Source organism: Lentibacillus sp. CBA3610, from assembly GCF_013373365.1.
GTDB lineage: Bacteria > Bacillota > Bacilli > Bacillales > Amphibacillaceae > Lentibacillus.
The window spans coordinates 574075-597000 of record NZ_CP035925.1; the positions used below are offsets into that span (position 1 = coordinate 574075).

Genomic DNA, 22926 nt, shown 5'->3' on the forward strand with positions numbered 1-22926 from the left:
AAAGCATTCCTGTAATGAAAAAATTTGAGGAAAAATGGACGTAGAATCGATTGTACAAAAAAAGAGCCCTCTTGGTACGATAGAGAGTGTCATCGATGACCTCGAATTAAGTACCTAAGGAGGACTCCTACAATGGATTTTACACAAAATGAACGCTTAGCACAAATCACAGAAAAAACACTTATTATCGGTATCGATGTGGCTAAAAAGAAACATGTAGCTCGTGCCATTGACGACCGCGGTCGTGATTTAGCGAAACGTTTGGTGTTTGAGAATACCTTTACAGGATTTAAACAATTGCTTAAATGGGCTCAGAACCTTGCTGATGAAACGAATAAATCCAACTTTATTTTTGGAATGGAGCCAACAGGCCATTATTGGCTGAATCTAGCTTATTATTTAAGGGCTCAGGAGCTACATGCCGTCGTCGTTAATCCCATGAAGGTGAAACGCACGAAGGAATTGGATGATGATTCACCAACCAAAAATGATACAAAAGATGCGAAAGTTATCGCTCAGGTAATGAGAGCTGGTCGATATCATGAACCAATCTTACTTGAAGGCATCTATGCTGAACTGCGGGAAGGCATGAAGCTTCATGACATGATGCAGGAGGATTGTTCCTCTATCCAAAGCACAAATGCATAAATGCGTTAGACCGCTATTTCCAGAGTTTCTACCGTATTTAAAGATTGGACGGAAAAGCTGCTCTTCACTTCTCAGAGGGCTATCTTCCAGAGGACATTCCAATCAAGTTCGGAAAGAGGAAACTGATGGGGTGAAGTAAAACAGGCAACTAGCGTGGCGTTGGAATCAAGCGCATCCAAGAGGCTTAAACACGCAGCTGAAACAAGTGTAGGGCTAACAGTTGGTTTGACGATGGCACGTCAGGAGATTCGTTTATTTAATCGATCAATATCAGCTATACAGGAGCCGCATCCAGGCTCACGAAGCACGACTCGAAGAACTTGTTCTTCAGGTTCCTGGAGCCAGTCAAATGATAGCGATCAAGGGCGTTAGTACGATTACAGTCGCTGGTCTTTTCGCGGAAGTCGGGGATTTATCCAACTATCGAGATCCACGCCAAATTATTAAGTTAGCGGGACTCAACCTTCAGATGAACCAATCCGGATATTTCAAAGGACAGACGACGATCACGAAGCGTGGCCGCCGTTCGGTTAAGATCCTGTTATATACCAAGTTGCGCGCCCTTATCGATTCATAATGAAGGATTTAAAGAACTGCATCATATTATTAAAAACCGAGCAAACACTACAGGGAAAGCAATCCCTACGTGGCTCTTAGTCGGGAAGTTGATCAAGATATTTTTGTGATAGGTACACGCAATTGCTCATTTGATGAACACGTATGTTTGAGGACATCTCAATTGAAACCTTTACAGGAAGTCGCTTATACACACAGAAATAATTACGTTTACAGATTTATGTCTATACAATCGAAGCACGGATTAGCCGGTCGATATTACCTCCATTAGGGCATAGACCCACTTAAAAAGCATTTCCGGCATCCACACATGGTAAGGTCGAACGAAGGAATGTACGCGCACATGACGCCGAGATAAATGGGAGGGTCCACCACCATGTTCAATGTGGAGATCCAAAGTGCGATTATATTATTTCCTATTTTTGGAAAATAAGGTACCAAGCTTATTAGGCTAAATGGTATACTTCCATATTAATCCAATATTGGCGGTATTTTCCTTGACTTTACCGAATAGCTTCGATATCAGTAAGAGGAAATCGGAGAAAAACAACGATATTTTAAGATAATCGAAATATATTGAGGGAGGAATGAAACTGGGAGGAGAGGGTGTACCATGACGAACGAGCAAAATGAGCAGATAATGCAAGCCATAAAGGAACTGCACGATCAGATGAATGACGGCTTTGCAAAAATGCAAGATGAGATGAATACCAGATTCAAGGAAGTAGATAAGCGGTTTGATAATATGGATGAAAATATCGCAAGACTGCAAGACGGTGTCGATTTGCTTGCTAAGAAAACGTTTGACAATGAAACGGATATTTACAGGATCAAAAAATCAGTCAATCAGGCATGAACTTAGGGCAGTCCAAAGCGGGCTGCTTTTCTTATAAATCAAAGTATTAATATGGTGATCCTGGATGCATGCGCATGGCAAGGAAATGGTAATCAAATCTGTAATTCGTCTCCGGATGATTTATCAACCAGCCGTAACATTGATGAATTCCACTCCCCAATGAACGATCCCAACTTTTGGAAGTATTTAAAATCTCAAGTGACCGACAATCATTGGAAATGGGGCATACCACATTATTCAGGACAAGCCCTACAAAGACATCGCAAAACAGGAAAACACAACCGTTGATGCCGTCAAAAGCTGGGGACAGCAGGTTAAGAAAAAATTGAAAGATCTCCAATTTCACAAAACCATCCAATGGAACGATACGGTTTAATAGACATTCGCATTAATATCTTTTTATGGTCAGATTCTTATAAATATATGAATCCAAAGAACATCTTTTTTCTTTAATACTTAGCACCCATGTGTTATTTCCCCTTCATTTGGGAATATATAAAACGAGTCACCATTATCCGGGACAGCTTCCCCTTGCTGAAGAAGGGAGGAGCAAATGCTATAGTCTCCGGTGTGATATTGAGGTACTTTATACATCTAGCCCATTCGATGTTTAATAACTGTTTACCCCCGCTCACAATTTGGAAGCGGGCGTATTAATCCAGTTAAACAGGGAATAATTTTCACACATATAAAAGGAGTGTTGCAGCATGAGTGAACGCATATTTATAAGCCCTGCCAAATATGTTCAGGGGAAAAACGTCATCCAAAATATCGGCGAATACGTGAAAGACCTTGGTGATCAAAGCGTTGTCATAGCGGATGAAACGGTTTGGGACATTGCCGGTAATGATGTCGTCAAGCAGCTTAAGCAGGAAAACATAAAAGCCGAGGAAGTTATTTTTAACGGTGAAGCTTCCAAGCAAGAAATTAACCGGATTACGGAGGTTGCAAACAAAGCGAATGCGTCCGTTGTTATTGGTGTCGGCGGTGGTAAGACGCTCGATACCGCTAAAGCTGTATCAGATGAGCTGAATGGCTATACCGTCATTGTCCCAACAACTGCATCAACTGACGCGCCAACAAGTGCGCTATCTGTCGTTTATTCGGATGACGGGGTCTTTGAAGGTTATCGTTTCTACAATAAAAATCCGGATCTCGTTGTAATTGATACAAAAATTGTTGCAGACGCACCACCGCGTTTTCTGACTTCAGGGATTGCCGATGCTCTGGCAACATGGGTTGAGGCCCGGAGTGTCATCCAGGCTGGTGGCGACACAATGGCAGGTGGCAGCACAACGATTGCTGGACAAGCGATTGCTGAAAAATGTGAAGAAACGCTTTTCAAATATGCCAATCTGGCTTATGAATCCGTACAAGCCAAAACCGTAACACCAGCGCTTGAATCGGTTGTGGAAGCCAATACGCTCCTCAGCGGTTTAGGCTTTGAAAGCGGTGGTCTTGGGGCAGCACACGCCATCCACAATGGCTTCACAGCTTTACACGGTGACATCCATAATATGACACATGGTGAAAAAGTCGCGTTCGGCACACTTGTTCAACTCGCGCTCGAAAAACATGATTTAAAAGAGATTGAGCGCTACATTGAACTGTATACAAGCCTTGGCTTGCCGGTAACACTGGAGGATATCAAGTTGAAAGACGTCTCACGCGACGACATCATGAAAGTAGCCGAAGCAGCAACCACTGAAGGTGAAACGATCCATCAAGCTTTCAATGTCACAGCAGACGATGTCGCCGATGCCATTTATGCAGCCGATCGCTATGCAAAAGCTTATAAGGAAAAACACAATAAATAACGATATAGGCCGGGTCAAAATCCGGTATAAGGTAAGCGTGGAATCCATCATCATTGGTGGAGGGACCACGCTTATTTTTGTTTTTAACAAAATATCGTGTAAACTGCTTCCACGGTACATCTCGTGTGAAGCAATATTTATCATGCCTGAGGACTTAACCTTTGTGCTTTTTTTCAGTAGGGGTGAGAGAGAAAATCCCAACTGATTGACGTTTCGCTTATTATTAGCTCACCGAGAATACCCCCCCTTTATAGAAACCCCTAACCAGCTCCGACGTTCCTTTCCGAATACTCCGCCAATAATCGCTCAAACTCTTCCCTTTCCGCGGAACCAGGCAAATAAGTCTTCGCTCTCTCCTGCTGTTTTCGCTTCTCTTCCAATGCCTGTTTCTGTTTGCGCTCTTTGAACCATTCGGGTACAACGTCACCTGTGGTTGTGGCGGATTGAGTCGATTTAGAATTTTGCTGGTTGCGGAATGCTGTTTCGTCGGCAGCGGCTTGTTCAACGGTCGTTATGCCTTTTCTTGTCCAAGCTTTAAGGATGCCTTTCACATAACGCCAGGTGGCTTTATTTTGCTCCAGAGCGCGTTTCATGGCATCAAGAATAAGTGGGTCGCCAAGGTCAGTGATCCAGTTGGTGATGTCTTCAGCCACATAGGAACTGACCACGCCAAAATTTTCCTGGTAAAACCGGATAGCATCTGACGTTGTCGTTGTTGTTGGTTTATGTTTTGTTTTATTTTCATGTTTCGTTTTGTCTGTATTTTGTTTAATTAATGGGACCGTACTGTGGTCCGCTTTGTAGTCCGTATTGCCGACCGTCGACTGGTCCATACACTGGTCCGGGTTGTTGTCGGGAGTATGGTTCATATTGTGAGTGGTGTTGCTTTCCTGTATGTAGTCTGTATGTTGGCCTGCCATTTGCTGTTCCGTTGGTTCACTTGCGGGCTGTTGGGTGGTGCTTGTGTATGTATCAGACATTACCGCTTCCTGTTTTACGTCGCTGGAGGGCTGTTCGGGTTGCATCTGGATGGTTTGAACATTCACGGGCTGCTGTTGCCTGGCTTGCGGGATGCTATCAACCTGGTACATTGGTTTGACTTGCGAAATCATTTGATAGACGGCTGCCTGGTTGGCCGTCTCTGGATGTAACGGTTATGTAGCCTTTTTCCTGCAGTTCGCTGCGGGCGCGTTTGAAGGAAGTTCCTTTTATGCCGGATTTCAGCTCAATGACCGAGGCAGGGACGGAAAAGCCCTCCTGCCAGCCGCATAGATTGTTGAAATGCATCAATGTATTCCAGAGCGCAACGGCTGAGCCCGAAAGCGGATTAAAAATAATTTGCTGGTAAAATGCGTTCAATTCTTTTAAATAGTTCACTGAATGTCTCCTTATTCGATATTTTAATAGTACTGTGGACGTCCGCCGGTTATACGTCATACCCTTCGAACGACAGCAATTCACGGAAGTACGGTTTTTTCAATTTTTTCTTTACTTGCCGTCCCCAGCTCTTTACCGCCTCAACCGTCGTGTTTTCTTGTTGGGCGATTGTTTTGTAAGGCATCTCCTGAATAATAGCATAATCAACCCATTTCCATTGTTTATCCGTTAACTGGGGTTGGATATGTTTCCAAAAACCAGCGTCATTCAATGGTAAAGACTGATTGGCTGCAATTGAACGGGGGCCGTCTGCAGAGCAGTGGTAATTACCGTCTGTGAGTTGTGTTCTTTGTTCATGCGCAGCCTGTTGCTGGATCTCATGTTGCCGGTTGTTGCGGCGCATGCGGTCAATCAGGCGGTTCCGTATCATATAATTGAAGTACGTAGCCATCGGGCCTTTATCCGGCTGATAGGTTTCATAGGCATTCCACAAAGCGACTAATCCTTCCTGAAAAAATTCCTGATGCGGATCGTGGATATGCATCTTGTGAATCTGATAATGAATCCGCAGCTCGTTTTGTTCGAAAATCTCTTCAAACGTCAGTTTTTTCTCCATGTGATAGCTCCTTTACAATTTGGATGGTCCTTCTACCCCTATAATCGAAAGAAATGTGGAAAAGGGGGCATGATTGAGGGAAATTTTTTTATTTTTTCTTGGAAGAATATTATTTGCCATTTTCAGTTTTTTTGGTATACTGATAGAAATTTAACTGGAAGGCTGTATACGTATCAAAATCCCAGTATGAAGGTGATTCCAACTACGTTATTAAAGACGAATGTTCTTGAAAGGGAGCATCTTCAATTGCAATTAAAAATAATATACCAGATTGTTTAATAGCTTGGAAGTGCCGGTTTGCGGAAGAATCTTTCTAAATAGTTATGTTATGCTATTAAAAAATGGATAGAGTCCAATACTTTGTATCCTAGTATCAGGGAGGGTTGAGGCGAAATCATGTTTCGTGCAAATGTTATAGAAATACCAAATGCAGCAGAGAAAATTCAAAGGGAAGTAAGAGATGCTGATTTCACGATGTCTTGTGACAATGAGACTGCAGCATTATTGAGAACATTGGCTGCGTCTAAAAGGAACAGTCGATTTTTAGAATTAGGTACAGGTGCAGGCTATTCCACAAGTTGGATCCTAGAAGGAATGGACAAAGAGTCAAGGTTAACCACGGTAGAATTGGATGGAACGTTACATCAAATTGCTAAAAAGCATTTAGGCAAGGACCCTCGAGTTGAATTTGTTACGGGTGACGGTAAGGATTTTATTAATTCAATGTCCGGTCAAACATTTGATTTTATCTTCGCTGATACTTGGCCTGGTAAACTTAATACGTTAGATGAAACACTGCAATTATTAAATAAAGGTGGATTCTATATAGTTGATGATTTACTCCCGCAAAAGGATTGGCCCGAAGAACACGGTGAAAAAATAAAAGACTTTATTGCCTATTTGGATACAAAAAATGAGTTATCCATTACAAGACTCAATTGGTCAACCGGATTAATTATTGCGACTAAAAAATAGTATAGACCAATGTATTCAATAAATTGTATGCACTTGGGCGCGAATCCGGAATAAGGCTGCGTCTTTATTGGCTCATCGGATTTTTATTTTTTTAAACCGAAATCCTAATGAAGTTGTAAGCTAAGATTTAACAGATTCGCCGAGAAGTCCCCTTCAAAATCTGTGATTTAGTGGGGGATGAATCGGTGCTTTGCTTAATGGTTATAAAAAAATAAAAATCCTATACACAAGAACATTTGTTTGGTAAAATGACAATAAAGTAAACGTTCGGGCGGTGACAACAAATGCTGGTGCGCATGAATTATAAATATGAGATGTTTCCAAACGAAGAACAGATGCAAACATTAGATAGCTGGCTATCGATTTGTCGTCAACAGTACAATTCCGCCCTTCTGGATAAACAGCGTTTTTACCAAAAGAACCAGACAGGATTATCCCGAACGCAATTACAAAAACAGCAGAAAGCGGATAAACAAAAGATCCCGTTTCTTAAAACAATACCGTCACAGCCTTTGCAAGAGGTATTCTTCCGTCTGGACGAGCGTACAAGAACTTCTTTGAAGGGCGTGCACGTTATCCAAAAAATAAAAAAACACAAAGATTATAACTCACTGACATTTACACAATTTGGGGGCGAAAAACGTCATGTAAAATCCAAGACAACCGGTGAAGTCAAACGACGTGATGTGCGCTACGCTGCTTCGTTAGACGAAAACAATCATCTCCTTATTTCAAAGCTCGGAGCAGTGTATGTGAACTTTCACCGCCCATTGGAAGGAAAGGTGAAACAAGTCACCATCAAACGTCAGGGCAGCCGTTGGTTTGCGATATTCAGCGTCGAAAGGCACGTAAACGAAATGGCCGAGTTCCCTGTTCAATCAACAGGCGTTGATGTGGGCATTCAAAAGTTTGCCGTCCTATCCGATGGGACGACAGTCGAAAACCCGAAGTTTCTCCTGAAAGAAGAAAAGAAACTGCGGCGAGCGCAAAAGAAACTCTCCCGTATGAAAAAAGGCTCAAGTAACTGGAAGAAACAGCTTCAAAAGGTTCAGCAGCTGCACATAAAAATTGCGAACCAGCGCCGTGACTTCCTCCATAAGCTAAGTTTTCGCCTTTCAAAAACGTATAAATTTGTTTTTGTGGAAGACCTGACCATCCGAAATATAGTGAAAAACCGTCATTTGGCAAAGTCGATTCATGACGCTGGCTGGGGTACTTTTTGTCATATGCTCAAATACAAATGTAAAAACAATGGTGGAGAACTCATAAGTGTTAAACCGCATTATACCACTCAAGACTGTTCCGGCTGTGAGACGCGTGTGAAAAAGTCTTTGTCCGTTCGTACGCATGTATGCAAGTCATGCGGAATCGTTCTTGACCGCGATCATAATGCTGCCATCAATATTGAAAAAGGTGGACTGGCTCTTTTGAATCTCAGTCCAACTGCATAAATCGATTGTTCCGACTGTAGGGCAAGGTCCTGTCCGATCAGTATAAACGAAGCCCTTGGAGATGATGTAAGACTCGGTTCAATAGAACAAAGCAATCGTCTGTGAATTGGGAAGCTCCATCAAAATCTGTGATTTAGATGGAGAGGTTCACACAGCCTATTTTAGTAAATGAAAATATAAATGAAGTACTAATATTTAACTATTTTCATATTTCCCAAGAAGGAAGAGGAAACGGTGAAAGGTGGTTAAAAAAAGTAATTATGCCTTATTATAAATTAAAAGAGTATAAAGCAATTTATTTAAAATCAAGTCATCCAAAATCATTTTCGCTGTACAGTCGTTTAGGTGTTGAAATAGGAAGTTATGAAAGTAATAGTGATAATCATTTGATGACAAGAAAAGGCAAGATTTTTAAGATACCCCTTTAGACATTCTTGTGTTTCCCCTCAACTAATGGGCACAAAGCTGGAATATATGAACCGCGTCCTTACCTATTAAACGTGTTATTTGATTAAAGAGAATATATAATTCCAATATGCGAATTATTTTATGGCGGTGATCAAATGCTTGGACTGCCAAAAGGAATCGGAGCAGGTTATTTAGTAGGGAATTTGTTTAGTAGTTGGAGGAATTATTCAATATGTTAACAAGAGAAGATATCTTTAAGCACGTCAAAGAAAACTACGGTACATTGCCCGATTACCCGTTTAGGAAGTTTCCAAACTATGCTGCTTTGAGACATACATCTAACGGAAAATGGTATGGTCTTGTGATGAATGTCCTTCCAGAGAAATTAGGATTAGTTGGAAAAATAGAAATCGATATTCTAAATTTAAAATGTCCGCCCGAATTAAATGATATTTTGAGGAACGAACGAGATATTTTACCTGCATATCACATGAATAAGGAACATTGGATCACACTTGTTTTAGAACGTACCGATTCAAAAGGAGAGATTTATAACTTAATTGAACAAAGCTTTAATTTAACCAGGTAAAAATAAAGAGATAGAAGCAGGCTATTGGATAGCTCGCCAATATTGGGGGGCGGGTTATGCAAAAGAGGGCTGCTAAGGCAATTAAAGCGTATGGTCTGCAAAAGTTAAGTGAAGAAAATTATAATAACCATTAAAGTGTGGTGATACATATGGATGCAACCATAGAAAAAGCGGAAGATCTTGCGGAGTTATCTCATTTTTTATCTGAAATCAACAAACAAAAGAAATATAACATTGGTTATTGTGGTGAAAAGCCAGAGGAAATTTACCGGACATTGAAAGAGGACTTTACCGGTGATGATGGTGATGTTAATTTTTTTATTGGAAGAAATAATGCAGGAAAGATCTTAGCAGCTATTGGCTTGGACATAGACGAATCAACTGCGGAAGTGTGGGGACCGTTTAATCAGACTACCTCTGTTAAGCTGCAATATGAACTATGGAATCAGTTATTAAATGCGAATCCAACAGTTCGATCATTTTATTTTTTTATCAATCAAGAAAACGTACAGCAACAACTATTTATGCATGAAATAAAAGCAAAAAAGACAGGCGAACACCTGAACCTGGAAATTAAAGAACAAGACGTTGACAGAGTCAGCGAGATACAAAGTACTTCGTTTGTACAAAGTGATTTTCAAGCATTTGAAGAATTACATAATAAAACGTTTCCGGATACGTACTACGATGCAAAAGCAATTAAAGAGAGACTTAGTAATGAAAATGTCTTAAAAGTGCTTAAAACGGAATCTGACGCGTTGCAAGGTTATGCATACTTTGAAATTGATACTGAAATGAAAGAGGCTTCCCTGGAATACATTGGTATTTCGAAAGGATTCCAAAATAAAGGTTTAGGTACGATGATCTTAAAGGAAGCATTGACAGAAATGTTTTCATATCCGCAAATTAGTGACATTACCTTGACTGTAGATAATACAAATAGTCAGGCCAATCATGTTTATATGAAAGCTGGTTTTAAACCGAAAGCTATTTTACTAAGTTATCTTTTTAAATTACAGGACGCAGGAATGGAATAAGAATTGCGCTTTTTTATTTGTCATGCCCTTTTTAAATAAACGGTTTTTTTGTCCTTTAGAATTTTGACCCTTCATCGGTGTTTCGTATGATCAGGAGCCTGAGGGGGTTCCTCTAGCCAACCATTATCGATCATGAGATTTTCCCCATCCTCTGCAAAAAGTGTGACAGCCGCTAATAGAAGGCCATATTTTATACCGATATCTTTTCTTGGGCTTGCTCCCATCGCCAGCCCATATTTTGAAACACCTGTTGCAGACCAGGCAGATACCAGAAATAACATCAACTTGTCGGAAAACGGAGCCACTTTGGAATCCGTTATGGGGACATCCCATGGCATAGGGGCTGGGAGGTCGTTTTCTAAAAACAGCTTGCTCAATTGTTTCGTATGCTTATTAGCCATGTTTTTCCCACGTGTGAAATAGTGTCTTAATTTCTTATTCTCAGCTACCTGCGCAAATGCCATCATCATATCTTTGCCAATAATATTGGTTTCCATGTTCACGTACATGTGAGCGATTTCAGCAGTCGTTACCGGGCGTTGATGACCTATAACGGTTCCTAAAAAACGCTGATCTGTTACAAATTCTGTCTCAGCTGGCATGGGAATATATGGCGGACGAATATAAATACCTTTGTCCAATTGCACATTCTTGATGGTTTCATGTAATTGAACTGTTTCCATCAGCGTATTATCATGAAAATTAACCACGTCTGAACGCGTGCTAAGTCCTATGGCTAACGTACTTGCCGTCATTTGAGCAACCGTCATATACTTTAAATAAGCAAGACAGAACATGTCCGAAAATAAACGGGGTGTATGTGTATCCGCGTCTTCCTGAGTAAACCCGACAGGTATCGGAAAATTTTCACCTTCAAATAAAGTCGCCAGAAATGAAAGATTTCCTTCTGCAATTTGCAGACTTTTCTCAACGACAGGACGTATAGCGTCATCCTTCATATGAGCTAAAAAGTAAGGTAATACATGGGTTGAGGCGCTATCTGTCATGTATTGCGTCCATAACCCGGACATTTCAGCTGATGTTAAGCGCGTTTTATGGTTTCCCATTTACGATTCACCCCTTGCTAACTGATTGCGATCAGGCGTTTGCGGTGCTTTCTCAAGCCAGCCATGGTCAATCATGATGTTGGCACCGTCTTCCGCATAAAGCCAAATTTCCGTTAACAGCCGCGAGTATTTTAAACTAATGTCTTTCCTTGGACTTGCGGCGATCGCGGACCCGTAATTCCCAACCCCGGCAGCAGCCATGGCGGATACATGGAACATAATTAATTTGTCTGAAAAGGTCTGGTCAGTTGATGCGGTAGGCGTTGCATCCCATGTCATAGCAGCCGGAATGTCATTATCCAATAAGATGTCGCTGAAAACAGTTATATGTTTAGTGGAAATTTGTTTTCCGCGGATAAGATAATCTTTTACTTCTTTTCTCCTGGCAACCTGAGCAAACGCCATCATCATTTCTTTCCCGATTAAATTTGTCTCGATATTAAGCCTGAGATTCGAAATTTCAACCGCAGTTAACGGTCTTTTCCCACCCATAACGTTTCCCAAAAAGGATTGTTTTGTGACAAAATCAACATCAGTCGGCGTTGAGATATAAGGATGGCGAACATAAAGCCCCTTATCCAATAGCACGTCCGAAACGACCTTTTGTAAATGGACTGCTTCTGAAAGGACTTTTTTATGAAAGATGACGAGATCAGACCGTGATGCAAGTCCTAATGCAAGGGTACTTGCACTCATGCCAAGGACAGACATTAACTTTAGATACTGCGGGTAAAATGCATCAGAAAACAAGGGACGGGCATCCAATTGGACATCTTGTTTCGTGAATCCGGCAGGTGTTGGAAATCCTTCTTGCTCAAAAAGTCCCTTCAAGTACTGGATATGTTCTTCAGAGGAGGATAAAGCCAGTTCAAGAACAGAACGAATTTGCTCGTCCTTCACTTTGGTCATAAAATATGATAAAACACATACGGCTGCTGTATCGTTCATATATTGCCCCCAAAGACCAGCCATTTCCGCAGACGTTATACGCGTATCATGATTCGTCATCCGATCACTCCATTCCACCAATTCGTTAGAACAATGCTCCCTAATAATACTTCCCATTTGCGGCTTTTTTTCCTGCATACAATCCACATCGTGGCCTTATTTCGCCAGCTTTTTTCGATCAGCTGCCATTGGCGGTTGCTCCATCCAGGCATTATCAATCATAATATTCGCTCCCTTATTGGAGTATTTGGCTATTTCCGCTATCAGCCGGGCATAATGAACACCTAAATCATGTCTTGGACTGACAGACATGGACGTTCCATATTGGCCCGGTAAATGTTGTGACAAGAAACATCATTAATTTATCCGAAAAAGGTGAAGTTGTTGAATTGGTGACTTCTGATGTCATAATACGGGCCCCATCAGAGATATATTCATCATTTAAGATGGATGAGAAAACTTCCAGATGTTTTGCGGCAATGTCACGTCCTTGTTCAAAATATTTTTTAACCTTTTTTGATTTTGCAACTTGAGCGAATCCGGCAACAATTGCCTGACCAAGTGCATTCCTTCTTGTGTTTAATACAAGTGCTGTAATCTCTGTACCCAGTAATGGTCTGCGTTCGCCCAGCCAGCCTGTCAAAAAGCTATTATTCGTGACAAAGTCGATTTGCTTCGGCTTCGGAATTTGCGGATAACGGATATAAAGGTCTTTTGCTTTGGCTGTATCTTTTGTTATTTTGTACATTTTCTGTGTTTCGTCTACAGCTTCTGAATAAAACTGAATGATATCATCCCGCTCAACTTGGGATAAGGCTAATCCGTAAATAGCTAAACTAAAATTACATACATTTAACATCAAATCAAGGTAGATGCGATCGGAAAAAAGTCTTGGAGCTTCCAAATTAACATCCTGTTCCGTAAATCCCTGGGGAACCGGATAGTGTTCAGCATTAAAAATGTCAGTTAATTTTTTTTGATGCTCGTTTGATATCGCTAAAAATTGTTCAAGTATGGAACGGATTTCGCCATCGGTAACATTTGTTAAAAAATGACGTAATCCACAAATCATCATGGTGTCATTTTGATACGATGTCCAAAGCGTTGAAACCTCTGCTGCCGTTAATTCATCTTGAAAAGGATCATTCGTTTCCAATTTTAAAACCTCCGCTACAGCCTTTTACTTTCCAGTATTATTTGGATTTATGGAATAGATTATTCATTTTATAGCTTCCTCTTAATATTATTGATAAATTAGATGAGGAAGGAGACTTAAATTCTAAGGCAGTAGTAGTTGTGATGAAAAAATCGAAAGTGATGCGGTTAATCCCCATAAAATTAAAATAGACGGACAGTATACTGCCCGTCTATGCTGATTCCTGAATAAGTCCCGCTATTTTTCTTGTTCTGTGTCACCCTTCTTACCTTCTTCATCATTCATGATGCTGTTAGTGGATTTCTTGAACTCAGACAGTGTCTGGCCAAAAGCAGACCCGATTTCAGGAAGCTTTTTAGGTCCGAAAATAATCAACGCTAAGATTAAAATGAGAATCAATCCCGGTATACCTATACTGGAAATACCCACTTTGACAACTCCTTTTTGTTTTGACATACATGCCGTTAACAATTAACCGTTTTAAGCCATCCTATTTTTATTTTTCCCTTTTACGAGCTGACCATTATTTTCTCTGAATTTTAATATCCCCTCTGCAGCCCTGTAGGCGAATGCTCCCACAGTGCCTGTTGGGTTGTATCCGCCATTATGAGCAAAATTGGAAGCTCCTATTACGAATACATTATCAACATCCCACATTTGTAAATAATTATTCACTGCAGAGGTTTCCGGATCTCCTCCAATAATGACACCACCTGTAATATGATCATTCTGTGCAGGCTCGATATCAAAGTGATCCGTCATCTCTCTCGGTTCAACAATTTCAGCACCCATCTCATCTAATATTTCAGCACTTCGATCCGAAATATATTTAAATAAACGATTATCCTGTTCGGTGAAATCGTATGTTAAACGGAGCAGCGGATTTCCAAAACTGTCTTTATAAGTTGGATCAAGGCTCAGATAATTATTGCGATGGGGCATGGATGCACCCTGGGAATCGACGGATAGCCACCGGTTTTGGTATTTAATGGACTGTGCTTTGAACTCTTTTCCCCAGCTGGGAGTACCGCCGGGAACAGTATTATTTTGAATCGGTCTTCTCCCATACTGTTTCGTGGAGATTGATCCGCCATGAATGAAGTCCAATTCGGAATGGTCAAAATTGTCCCCGTTATAATCGTCCACTGTAGCACCAAGTGAACCTGCTCCCATATACGTATTGAATTTCTCGTTAAAAAATCCGGTAGCACCTGCAATGATTTGATAACAATAATTTTTCCCAATCACGCCGTCTCCGGTTTCCGGGTTATATGGACGCCCAAGGCCGGAATGCAATAATAACTTTGTATTATTGAGAACATAGCTTGTCAGGACAACAATATCTGCAGGCTGTTCAAATTCTTCTCCGGTCTGAAGGTCGACATATCTGACACCGGTAGCCCGATTGTCATCATGCAGAATTTCGGTTACGTTTGCATGTGTTCTAAGCTCAAAGTTGCCTGTTTCCTGTGCAGTGGGAATGACAGTGACATTTGGCGTAGACTTTGCCCCGTATTCACAGCCGAATTTTTCACAAAAACCGCAGTACTGACATTGTGCGATAAATTGCCCGTCAGGATTCTCATAGTTTTCCGACAAGTTGCCTGATGGCAGCATAAATGGGTGAAGTCCCAGGTTATTTGATGCGTCCTTAAATCGGTCAAGGATTGGCGTGCTTTTCATTGGCGGGGTTGGATAGGGGTTTTTTCTTGGCGCCCCCATTGGATTTTCCTCACCGCTTATCCCGGCTGTTTTTTCGAATTTATCGTAGTATGGCTCCAGTTCATCATAGGTGATGCCCCAGTCCTGGAGTGTATGGCCATCAGCAAGTTTGTTCGGGCCATACGTCTCATCGGTCATCGATTTTATTTCAAAGTCATAGGGGAGAAAACGCCACGTATGCCCATTCCAATGAACGCCTGCTCCTCCAACACCGGACCCTATGAGAAATGCACCAAATTGACGCATCGGCAATGCATCTTCATTCGGTCTGTTTCGGAATGTAATCGTTTCTTTGGAAAGGTCCTGCATTAATTCATAACGTACGGCATAACGATACTCATCATGCACCATCTGGAAATCTTGTGTATCTCTGTGACCGCCTCGTTCCAGTCCAACAACCTGTACGCCGGCCTTTGCCAGTTCGGCAGCGATAATGCCTCCTGCCCAGCCAACCCCTACAGTTACGACTTCTGCTTTATCGAGTTTTGTAACCAATTCTATGTCCTCCTTTGTTTCATCATTTTAGTGCGATATATGGGATCGTAATGCGTTCGGTTCCATTTCGATAAAATCTTCACTGTCAAGTTCGTCTATAAAACTCATTTGGCTGCCGGGAAATTCTTTCATTCGCCAGCCATCCATATTCGCATTGCCGCCGTACAGTGGATCTGAATAGGCACCTTCCAACGTGGCTGATCTCATTGTTTCGAAAAAAGTTGCCGACGTCGCGCCTTTTATGCCAACACCATTATTCTGAAAAGCTTGTAATAATTCATCCTGCTGTTCGCCTTCCAATTCAGTGAATGTGGTGTTGTAATTATTCATACTTTCATCTTCCAGTGCTTGAATGCCAACCAGAAAGAGTTCATTGCGTTTTAGCGGTGATTGATACCCTTGATAATCTGTTCCGGGTGAAAAAGGTCCCTGCATATATTCCTTTTCATTATTCCCGTATGATCCAGCCAGTTGATGGTCAATAAAATAGGGAACGCCCAAGGCAATAGCCCCCGGTCCATTTTCATCTTCCGGAAAAATTCGTTCCGTAGCCGCACTGAGAATATCAAAATCTTTCTGTCTGGTAAAAAACATCAGTGCACGGTTATAGTCGTTTGTTTCTTGTGCCGTCTCTTGGTTTGTATCGAGTAAATTTGTGCCCAGCAGTGAACCAAGAATACCACCGCCAATTGCCCCGCCGGCTACATAACCGGAGTTGCGCATGAATCTGCGGCGGGACATTTTCGACTGTTCTTTTTCATCTGCCATTTTTATTCCTCCATTCATCAATGATAAGGATAATTTTCATAGTTCTAACTAAGGCTGGCCATCAACCTATCGAATACGCACGTTTAGTATGCGTGATTATTTGATAAGTATACAGTTTTTTCCACATGAATTTAGCGAATCCTCTTACATTAAATATGTATGGGTTTCAATGGAATCTTTTAAGGCGTTATTTTGGGGATACGCGTATGAATGAGCTTACCCGAGAAAACTTAAAACAATACTATTCTATTCCACATAATTGAATTACCTATTGACAGTATTTGATAATGCTGATACGCTAAAAAACAGTTAAAATAATACGAATTCAAAATAAATTAAGTAATAATAAATTAATTAATTTGATCTTAATAAATGGAGGTGAGACAAATAATTATGGTCAATAATCGTCTAAAAGCATTTACAGTTCTAAACAGGGCAACGCAATCGGTACAGGATGCTGTCAGGAGAGATGTGACCCGGTATGGTCTGAATCTGAATGAGTTTGCTGTTTTGGAATTGCTTTATCACAAAGGTGAACAGCCTATACAATCGCTCGGAAAGAAAATTCTGGTCGCAAGCAGCAGTATTACGTATGTTGCCGATAAGCTTGAAAAAAAAGGATATATACGCCGGAGACCATGTACGGATGATCGCCGCGTCATGTACGCAGCTATAACCGATTCAGGCAAGGACTTTATGGATGCGGCATTTCCGGAACATGAAAAGAAAATTGAGTCCATTTTTAATGAATGGTCGGACGAAGAAATTGAAGTCGCGATTAACTTACTGAAAAGACTCGGTTATCACGTGGAAAATTTATAAATACTGGTTTAATATATTTATTAACATATATTTCGTATTCGAGATATATGAAATGACAATATACAAATTAAATTTAAAAGGTGCAAGTAGACCAAACAAAATTAAGGGGTGGTTTTATGGTAACACTCTATACAACACCAAGTTGTACATCCTGCAGAAAGGCAAAAGCATGGCTTCAAGAGCGGGAAATCCCGTTTACAGAACGAAATTTGTTTTCGGAGCCATTAAATTCAGACGAAATTAAAGATATATTACGCTTAACTGAAGATGGAACTGACGAGATTATTTCAAGGCGTTCTAAAATATTTCAAAACATTGACGTTAATATTGATCAGCTGCCGATAAGGGATTTATTCAATTTAATTCAGGAAAACCCCGGCATTTTAAGAAGGCCAATGATTGCTGATGAAAAGCGGCTGCAGGTAGGCTATAACGAAGATGAGATCCGCATGTTTCTGCCCAGAACCGTTCGAAAGTGTCAATTGCAGGAAGCTCAAGAGCAAATTGCTAATTAAAAAGTGAAAGAGAGAAAATTTAAATGACAAGGGTTATGGTGTTACACCTGTTCAGGATCGGAACAGATCTTCTGATTGGAAAGGTTGTTCGGTTTCATGTAGATGAGAAAATATACGAAAGTGGGCGAATAAACCATCAAACGCTTGCTGCGGTCAGCCGATTAGCCGGTTCGAACTACGCGAAGATAGGTGACGTATTTTCCATTGAAAGGCCAAAATAGATTGGAATTTCTGCCAAGCTGGTTAGAATCAAAAAGAGAAAAATTTGAAGCAGCGTTACCATCAATTGATGTCAATTAAGAGGAAACGTGAGGAAATTGAAAAGTTGGTTCGACCATTTGATACAGTAAGAAGTATAAAAGAATTTGAAAAGGACATAGAGGACTATAATCAAATCGCATTTTCCTCGTCGTACTAAGATAAGATAGTTGATAAAATATATAGCAATATAGAAACATATATATTGAATTAAAGATATATTAACTGATAATATACTGAATGGAAATATTGTTCATTAAAGATAAAGAACAGAAATTCGAATCTAAATCACCTCAAATATCTCGAAACTAGGAAGTATTAAATCGTTAAAATTAAAGTTTCGCCAAAGGGAGCGAGAAAACTTGAAAGTCATTAATTTTCAGGAGGTGGTTCTTATAAAGGATATTCATCATTAAACAGAAAGAAGGGAATAAATTATGGGATTTTTAGATAAATTATTTGGTAAATCAAAGGAGATGGAAAATATGTCAAACGTTAAATTAGCAATCGTTTATTATAGCCAAACAGGAACAAACTATCAATTAGCAAAATGGGCGGAAGAAAGTGCGAAGGAAAATGGCGCAGAGGTAAGACTCGTTAAAGCCGCTGAACTTGCTCCAGAAGCCGCAATCGAATCAAACCCTGCATGGAAAGAACATATACAAGCAACAAAAGATGTACCAGAGGCATCTTCAGATGATATTGAGTGGGCAGACGCTATTATCTTCAGTATGTCTACGCGTTTCGGTGGTATTCCGGCACAAATGAAACAATTTCTTGATATGCAAGGTGGCTTATGGGGATCCGGTAAAACAATAAACAAAGTGGTGAGCGCCATGTCATCCGCAGGGAACCCACACGGTGGTCAAGAGGCAAGTATTCTTTCACTGTATACTTCACTCATGCATTGGGGTGCTATTATTGTACCACCTGGATATTCCGACTCAAGCATGTTTACTGCTGGCGGCAACCCATATGGTGTAAGTACAGCAATAGATGGTGAAGGCAATATGGTTGATGACGTTGAAGGCGCGGCAAAACATCAAGCTAAACGGACGGTTACCATTGCTTCCAGTGTGAAACAGGGGCAACAATAATTAGTCCTGCATTCTTTGAAATGTGGAGATCCCTTTATCTCCACATTTCTTGTTTATAAATAAACAATAATTTTATAAGAGTATATTATTCATGGCTGACAGGTCAATGATCGGTTTGGTATATCATGGCATCTTAACTTTCAATTGATTGAAATAAATTATAAAATTCAGCAGACGAACGCTTTACCGAAATAAAAAAGTGACCAAATCTGCATTACGGTAGAGAAAAAATAAAAACACAATACATTAGCATACTAAATCGCATAACATTTAGTATGCTATTTTTTACTGTTATGATAACGTTTAATAAGATCTTTCTTGAGCAGTCCCTATTTATAAAACTTAACGATTATTTTACTATTTGATTGTTCCACTGATAACCTCGTCTTTGTGAGCCGTGAAGGCATCGAGAACTTCATTCTTTTCGTTCTCTGACACATCGAAATGCTCGAGTGTGTCAGCCAATACTTCACCCGCTGCATCAAATTCTTCTTCAGTTAGCTTCATATCGTAATGAGTTGGTTCTAGATCCAGACTATCGTCATTAGGGACGGTGCTGACGTACTTATAAGGACAATCAGCCTGGTTTGGTTAAGAACAATCCTTTTAAGAATAGGGTTTATTCCTTTACCAAGCATATAAAAAGAAGAAATTAACTGCATCTATAAAAGGGATCCAGTTTTTTAGTTTACTTTGAATAACAGCAGATCGCTGGATTTTGGAGGGAGCGAAAAGGGCTAGGTTCTCTCTGCTTTCGGAAGTATCGGAGAAGAGACGCTTTCTCTCTGATATTTCGATCACATCCCGAGTGTGCTTCGGCAGAGAGACGCTCTCTCTCTGACATTTCGATCACATCCCGAGTGTGCTTCGGCAGAGAGACGCTCTCTCTCTGACATTTCGATCACATCCCGAGTGTGCTTCGGCAGAGAGACGCTCTCTCTGACATTTCGATCACATCCCGAGTGTGCTTCGGCAGAGAGACGCTTTCTCTGCCTTACTCCCTTTCTCTGACATTTCGATCACATCCCGAGAGCACTTCGGCAGAGAGACGCTTTCTCTCTGACATTTCGATCACATCCCGAGTGTGCTTCGGCAGAGAGACGCTTTCTCTCTGATATTTCGATCACATCCGGGTGCGCTTCGGCAGAAGACGCTTTCTCTCTGACGTTTCGATCCATCCGAGGCACTTCGGCAGAGAGACGCTTTCTCTCTGACATTTCGATCACATCCCGAGTGTGCTTCGGCAGAGAGACGCTTTCTCTCTGATATTTCGATCACATCCCGGGTGCGCTTCGGCAGAGAGACGCTGTTTCGATCACATCCCGTGTGTGCTTCGGCAGAGAGACGCTTTCTCTCTGACATTTCGATCGTATCCCGAGTGTGCTTCGGCAGAGAGACGCTTTCTCTCTGATATTTCGATCACATCCCGGGTGCGCTTCGGCAGAGAGACGCTCTCTCTCTGATGTTTCGATCACATCCCGGGTGCGCTTCGGCAGAGAGACGCTCTCTCTGACATTTCGATCACATCCCGAGTGTGCTTCGGCAGAGAGACGCTTTCTCTCTGATATTTCGATCACATCCCGAGTGTGCTTCGTCAGAGAGACGCTCTCTCTCTGACATTTCTATCACATCCCGAGAGCATTTCGGCAAAGAGAAGCGCTCTCTCTGACGTTCTAAAAGCTGCATGGTGCACTTTCGGACTTAATTGGCAAAAACACAAAATGACGATACCATCCCCAGTATCGCCATCCTCCTTCAATCCCGTTTCTCATTTTCAACCTTTTTCTGATCCACATAGCACGTCAACGGCTGATCGGAACCCCCTCACCGCGCTGCTATGTCATAAGAAAATCATGCTGATATTTTGAATTTTCTCCATGGTAAGTGAACTACTTAAAGTAAATGTACACCTTCTAACAATTTACTCTAATCCAATTTGAGATTTTGAACTTAACTCTCCACCTTGGAACATCAACGTTGCATTTGCCCCCATACCACTTTCGCCATAATAGGTGTAAGTTACAGTATGGTATTGGGATCCTTCTTCTCCCGTTTGTGATGTTATTTCACCTTCACCACCAATGATTTCGAAAACCTCATCGGTCGTCATGCCGTTCTCCAATTGGTTGAACTCGTCTATGGTAATCGTGACATCCGATTCGGATTCATTACCTACGCCAGCCTGAGATTTGCTTTGTAATTGACCATCCTGGAATGTCAGCATAGCATTAGAACCCCAACCATCTGCACCGTCCCATGAATAAATAATTGTATGGAATTCACTGTCTTCTTCACCAGTCTCGGATTGAACTGTTCCTTCGCTCCCGATTATTTCAACAACTTCTTCATACGTCATGCCGTTTGAAATCTGTTCAAACTCTTCTCCTGTTATGGTACTGTCATCTTCTGTTTCAGATGCTTCTCCCGAGTTCTCTTCCTCAGCATTTCCTTCTTCGGCGTTTCCTTCCGAAGTGTTTTCTTCGTCAGCATTATTGTCATCACTATTCTCTGTCTGCGACGTATCATTAGAAGCTGTATCGTCAGTTTCTCCACCTCCGATAGCAACGACTGCTATGATAATAATTGCAATAATGCCTATAAATCCTAAGCATCCAAATTTCATAAGTTTCCTCATAATCAATACCCCCTAAAAATTTTATGATCTAATCTACATAAATCATTATATAATACAGGGTGTACAATAAAATGTATTCCCTGGCCTGTTCAATCGCCAATGTTTCCAAGGCATTGACTTTTAAACCGAATTCATATGAGATAAAATTAAAAGTAATATAGCACTTGAATCATAGGTTATTTATTGGAAAATAAAAGGAGTTTTACCATTGAATGAATTAAAACTTGGCTGGATTGATTACTCAAGTGAACACAGGGAAAAGGTTATGGCAGTATTAGATGCGCTTTCCGCTCCTGGGGCAGTGGATGAGCTCGGTATAGGCCGGATTCGTGATGGATTTGCGGATATTCTTTTCCCGGGTACATCGACTATCCAGACAAGGGCGAAATACTTCCTGATTGTTCCATATTTACTGATGGAGCTGGAGAAGGAACGATATGCAAGGCCTGAGGATCTATTAAAGAAACTTGGGGATCAAGAGGTAGCTTTAATTGATACGCTGAATCAGGAAGGAAAAAGTGGTGTGATTGGCGGTCGTGCAGGGACAAGCCTGAAGCGTAAACCTTCCAATATCTATTGGAATGGTCTGCGGACATATGGGATTTTCCGGCATGAATCACTTTCACTGACAAATTATGCGAAAGCAGTTTTCCGGATGAAACATAACAAAGAATTAGTGAATACTTACGGTAATGAGGAACGGGATGATACAGACAATAAAGATGGTGCATATAGCGGTACATTTTGGAAATGTATTTTGCCTGAGTCAGGGTGGAAGCATAACTTGTCGATGGAACTTTCCTATGATGAAGCGCATTAGATGGTCCGAAAGATTTAATGACAATATTGCGTTTCATAGAATATAGTAGATATATGCAATATTATTATAAATGAAGCATCATTTAGCGAACAGTGCCAGGCACCGTTCGCTAAGCAGCCCAATCATTACATATTCGATATACCCCTGATTGTCTCAATTTCCTTATCATGGGCTAATATTATAATAGTGTACATTATGGCATACTGTAATCTTTCTTATGTTCAGTTATTTTGGTATACTAAATGCAGATACCTCACCCAAGTCATGCCTCCT

At 41.0% G+C, this 22926-nt stretch carries 23 protein-coding genes and 2 pseudogenes; 14 read left to right on the forward strand and 11 right to left on the reverse strand.

Annotated elements, in window-relative coordinates; all coding sequences use genetic code 11:
- Positions 1-132: 132 nt before the first annotated feature.
- The 4 genes from Len3610_RS20495 (at position 133) to Len3610_RS02945 (ending at position 3897) form a co-directional block, all read left to right on the forward strand.
- Positions 133-648 carry an IS110 family transposase gene (locus tag Len3610_RS20495; RefSeq protein ID WP_255259758.1) on the forward strand — a complete coding sequence of 172 codons (516 nt, stop codon included), beginning with the start codon at positions 133-135 and terminating at the stop codon, positions 646-648.
- Positions 649-997: 349 nt separating this feature from the next.
- Positions 998-1225 (forward strand): IS110 family transposase, encoded by a 228-nt coding sequence (locus Len3610_RS20500; RefSeq protein WP_255259759.1) that lies wholly within the window; start codon positions 998-1000, stop codon positions 1223-1225.
- 612 nt (positions 1226-1837) lie between these two features.
- Complete coding sequence (locus Len3610_RS02940) at positions 1838-2080, forward strand: hypothetical protein (RefSeq protein WP_176446641.1); 243 nt, start codon at positions 1838-1840, stop codon at positions 2078-2080.
- A gap of 707 nt (positions 2081-2787) precedes the next feature.
- Positions 2788-3897 carry a glycerol dehydrogenase gene (locus Len3610_RS02945; protein WP_176446642.1) on the forward strand — a complete coding sequence of 370 codons (1110 nt, stop codon included), beginning with the start codon at positions 2788-2790 and terminating at the stop codon, positions 3895-3897.
- 260 nt (positions 3898-4157) lie between these two features.
- On the opposite strand, the gene Len3610_RS21430 is transcribed toward Len3610_RS02945, so the two are convergent.
- The 3 genes from Len3610_RS21430 to Len3610_RS02955 all read right to left on the reverse strand — a co-directional run bounded on the left by Len3610_RS21430 (position 4158) and on the right by Len3610_RS02955 (position 5890).
- Positions 4158-4877 (reverse strand): DnaD domain-containing protein, encoded by a 720-nt coding sequence (locus tag Len3610_RS21430; protein WP_303699929.1) that lies wholly within the window; start codon positions 4875-4877, stop codon positions 4158-4160.
- A gap of 97 nt (positions 4878-4974) precedes the next feature.
- The gene (locus Len3610_RS20515) at positions 4975-5274 is read right to left on the reverse strand and encodes a hypothetical protein (protein WP_255259760.1); all 300 of its coding nucleotides are present in this window, start codon (positions 5272-5274) and stop codon (positions 4975-4977) included.
- 49 nt (positions 5275-5323) lie between these two features.
- Positions 5324-5890: a sigma-70 family RNA polymerase sigma factor gene (locus tag Len3610_RS02955; protein WP_176446643.1), complete on the reverse strand. Its 567-nt coding sequence runs from the start codon at positions 5888-5890 to the stop codon at positions 5324-5326.
- Between the two features lie 396 nt (positions 5891-6286).
- Here Len3610_RS02955 and Len3610_RS02960 point away from each other — a divergent pair, with 396 nt between their 5' ends.
- The 5 genes from Len3610_RS02960 to Len3610_RS02980 all read left to right on the forward strand — a co-directional run bounded on the left by Len3610_RS02960 (position 6287) and on the right by Len3610_RS02980 (position 10350).
- Complete coding sequence (locus Len3610_RS02960) at positions 6287-6865, forward strand: O-methyltransferase (RefSeq protein WP_176446644.1); 579 nt, start codon at positions 6287-6289, stop codon at positions 6863-6865.
- Between the two features lie 284 nt (positions 6866-7149).
- Positions 7150-8316, forward strand: coding sequence for an RNA-guided endonuclease InsQ/TnpB family protein (locus Len3610_RS02965; RefSeq protein ID WP_255259761.1), 1167 nt, complete (start codon positions 7150-7152; stop codon positions 8314-8316).
- A gap of 137 nt (positions 8317-8453) precedes the next feature.
- Positions 8454-8744 (forward strand): hypothetical protein, encoded by a 291-nt coding sequence (locus Len3610_RS02970; protein WP_176446645.1) that lies wholly within the window; start codon positions 8454-8456, stop codon positions 8742-8744.
- Between the two features lie 212 nt (positions 8745-8956).
- Positions 8957-9313: an MmcQ/YjbR family DNA-binding protein gene (locus tag Len3610_RS02975; RefSeq protein ID WP_176446646.1), complete on the forward strand. Its 357-nt coding sequence runs from the start codon at positions 8957-8959 to the stop codon at positions 9311-9313.
- A 149-nt stretch (positions 9314-9462) separates the two neighbouring features.
- The gene (locus tag Len3610_RS02980) at positions 9463-10350 is read left to right on the forward strand and encodes a GNAT family N-acetyltransferase (RefSeq protein ID WP_176446647.1); all 888 of its coding nucleotides are present in this window, start codon (positions 9463-9465) and stop codon (positions 10348-10350) included.
- A 71-nt stretch (positions 10351-10421) separates the two neighbouring features.
- On the opposite strand, the gene Len3610_RS02985 is transcribed toward Len3610_RS02980, so the two are convergent.
- The 6 genes and pseudogenes from Len3610_RS02985 to Len3610_RS03015 all read right to left on the reverse strand — a co-directional run bounded on the left by Len3610_RS02985 (position 10422) and on the right by Len3610_RS03015 (position 16506).
- Positions 10422-11417, reverse strand: a complete 996-nt coding sequence (locus Len3610_RS02985) for a DUF3231 family protein (protein ID WP_176446648.1) — start codon at positions 11415-11417, stop codon at positions 10422-10424.
- A complete protein-coding gene (locus Len3610_RS02990) occupies positions 11418-12503 on the reverse strand; it encodes a DUF3231 family protein (RefSeq protein WP_176446649.1) in 1086 nt (361 codons plus the stop codon).
- 18 nt (positions 12504-12521) lie between these two features.
- Positions 12522-13440: pseudogene (locus Len3610_RS03000) on the reverse strand (DUF3231 family protein).
- Between the two features lie 318 nt (positions 13441-13758).
- Positions 13759-13950, reverse strand: coding sequence for a twin-arginine translocase TatA/TatE family subunit (gene tatA / locus Len3610_RS03005; protein WP_255259762.1), 192 nt, complete (start codon positions 13948-13950; stop codon positions 13759-13761).
- Positions 13951-14001: 51 nt separating this feature from the next.
- Complete coding sequence (locus Len3610_RS03010; protein WP_176446653.1) at positions 14002-15738, reverse strand: GMC family oxidoreductase; 1737 nt, start codon at positions 15736-15738, stop codon at positions 14002-14004.
- Positions 15739-15765: 27 nt separating this feature from the next.
- Entirely contained in the window at positions 15766-16506 is a 741-nt protein-coding gene (locus Len3610_RS03015; RefSeq protein ID WP_176446654.1) for a gluconate 2-dehydrogenase subunit 3 family protein, read from the reverse strand.
- 393 nt (positions 16507-16899) lie between these two features.
- Here Len3610_RS03015 and Len3610_RS03020 point away from each other — a divergent pair, with 393 nt between their 5' ends.
- The 4 genes and pseudogenes from Len3610_RS03020 (at position 16900) to wrbA (ending at position 19198) form a co-directional block, all read left to right on the forward strand.
- The gene (locus Len3610_RS03020) at positions 16900-17328 is read left to right on the forward strand and encodes a MarR family winged helix-turn-helix transcriptional regulator (protein WP_176446655.1); all 429 of its coding nucleotides are present in this window, start codon (positions 16900-16902) and stop codon (positions 17326-17328) included.
- A 116-nt stretch (positions 17329-17444) separates the two neighbouring features.
- Positions 17445-17843: a transcriptional regulator SpxA gene (gene spxA / locus Len3610_RS03025; protein ID WP_176446656.1), complete on the forward strand. Its 399-nt coding sequence runs from the start codon at positions 17445-17447 to the stop codon at positions 17841-17843.
- Positions 17844-17902: 59 nt separating this feature from the next.
- Positions 17903-18064: pseudogene (locus Len3610_RS03030) on the forward strand (flavin reductase family protein); the annotation flags it as partial.
- 474 nt (positions 18065-18538) lie between these two features.
- Entirely contained in the window at positions 18539-19198 is a 660-nt protein-coding gene (gene wrbA / locus Len3610_RS03035; protein ID WP_176446657.1) for an NAD(P)H:quinone oxidoreductase, read from the forward strand.
- A 357-nt stretch (positions 19199-19555) separates the two neighbouring features.
- Here wrbA and Len3610_RS03040 read toward each other — a convergent pair whose 3' ends face one another.
- Together Len3610_RS03040 and Len3610_RS03045 are read right to left on the reverse strand one after the other, a co-directional pair.
- Complete coding sequence (locus Len3610_RS03040; protein ID WP_176446658.1) at positions 19556-19705, reverse strand: globin family protein; 150 nt, start codon at positions 19703-19705, stop codon at positions 19556-19558.
- A gap of 1414 nt (positions 19706-21119) precedes the next feature.
- Positions 21120-21833, reverse strand: coding sequence for a DUF3862 domain-containing protein (locus Len3610_RS03045; protein WP_176446659.1), 714 nt, complete (start codon positions 21831-21833; stop codon positions 21120-21122).
- 208 nt (positions 21834-22041) lie between these two features.
- Here Len3610_RS03045 and Len3610_RS03050 point away from each other — a divergent pair, with 208 nt between their 5' ends.
- Positions 22042-22653, forward strand: coding sequence for a DUF6361 family protein (locus Len3610_RS03050; protein WP_176446660.1), 612 nt, complete (start codon positions 22042-22044; stop codon positions 22651-22653).
- Positions 22654-22926: the final 273 nt, after the last annotated feature.